Consider the following 1,687-nt stretch of genomic DNA (forward strand, 5'->3'; position numbering starts at 1 on the left):
GCGGCCGATGCGCCGGAGCGTACGGCGCCGCCGGCACACCCGCGGCGCGACCGCCGCGCGGCCGCGCGGCGGCGCCGCTTCGCCGTGGCGCTGGCCGCGGGCCTGGGCCTGTTCGCCCTGCTGCTGATGCTGCCGTCCGGCAATCCGCCGCAGACGCCGGCGAACGTCGCCGTCACGCCTGCACCCGAATCCGCGCCGGCGAACGTCGCCGCCACGCCCGTGTCTGCGTCGCCGGCAGCCGCCGACAGCCGCACCGAACTGGCCGCGCTGCGCGGCGAATCCGCCCGCATCGAGGAATGGCTGCGCAGCCTGCGCGCCGACGAAACCCCGCTGGATGGCCGCAGCCTGATGGCCGCCACCGAGATCGAAGACATGATCGGCCTGGTCGATCTGCAGCTGGCCGCCGGCAGCGATGCCGGCGCCGACGCCCCGGCGCTGTGGCGCACGCGGGTGGAACTGCTGCGCGAACTGGCCGCCGTGCGTACCACTTACAGCCTGGCTGGCACCGGCATAGCCGCGAACGGAACCGCGGCCGCGCCCGACTTCAATACTTTGTGAGGTATTCCATGAAAGCGCTTTTTCCCTTGTTTGCCATGACCCTGCTGGGCGCGGCACAGGCGGCCGAGCCGGCTGCCCGGGCCGAACCCGCGGCCCGGGCGGCCGCCAGCCCCAGCCCCGTCGCCGCGGCCCGCGCCGGCGCCTACGCCACCCCGGCCGAACAGGCCGCCGCCCGCGCCGAGATGGACAAGCTGCGCGAAGAGATGCGCGTGCTCGGCCGGCGCATGGGCGAACTTTCGCTGCGCCTGGGCGACGGCAGCTCGCGCGGCTTCGCCTGGCGCTATCTCAGCGATTCCGACCGCGCCATGCTCGGCGTGGTCATGCGCAATGACGACAAGGGCATCCGCATCGCCGCGGTCACGCCCGGCGGACCGGCGGAAAAGGCCGGCGTGCGCAACGACGACATCCTGCTGGCCATCAACGGGCGCAAGCTCGAAGGCGATGAGATGTCCGCGGCCAGCGAACTGCTGCGCGAGCTGACGGTGGACGAGGAAGTGAAGCTGAAGCTGCTGCGCGACGGCAAGGAGGTCAACGTCGTCGCCAAGGCCGCCCGGCGCGAGGCGCAGAACTGGCCGCGGGTGATGGTCAGCGCCGATGCCGGCGCCACTGTCGACGTCAGCACCGATATCGGCATCGACGCCGAGCGCATACGCCGCGATGTGGAAGAACAGCTCAAGGGCGTGCGCCACGAGCTGCGCCACAGCCTGGGCGCCAACGGCAGCCTGCAGCAGCTGCGCAACCTGCGCATCAACCTGATGCCCTGGTGGGGTATCAACCTGGCGCCGCTGAACCCGGAACTGGGCGCGTACTTCGGCACGGACAAGGGCGTACTGGTGCTGTCGGCCGATGCGGACAGCATGCCCGGACTCAAGGGTGGCGACATCCTGCAGAGCGTGGACGGCAACCGCGTCGAGGAACCCGGCGACGTGATGCGCCAGCTGCGCGACGCGCGCGCCGGCAGCGAGGTGAAGCTGGGCGTGCTGCGGCAGAAGAAGAGCCTGACCCTGAATACCAAGGTGCCCGAATACAAGAACATGTTCCCGCTGCCGCCGGAACCGCCCGCGCCGCCGGCCGCACCTGCGCCGCCCGCCGCCCCCGCCGCCCCGGCCGCCCCGGCTCCGCCCGCGCC

The 1,687-nt window shown here is 72.4% G+C and carries 1 protein-coding gene and 1 pseudogene; both read left to right on the forward strand.

The features are described 5' to 3' along the window. Positions 1-558, forward strand: a pseudogene (locus tag NM961_RS23845) (hypothetical protein); the annotation flags it as partial. A gap of 8 nt (positions 559-566) precedes the next feature. After that, positions 567-1,687 (forward strand): PDZ domain-containing protein (locus NM961_RS23850; protein ID WP_255916926.1); only part of this gene is annotated, 1,121 nt, incomplete at its 3' end.

The organism is Tahibacter harae, assembly GCF_024437735.1.
Lineage (GTDB): Bacteria > Pseudomonadota > Gammaproteobacteria > Xanthomonadales > Rhodanobacteraceae > Tahibacter > Tahibacter harae.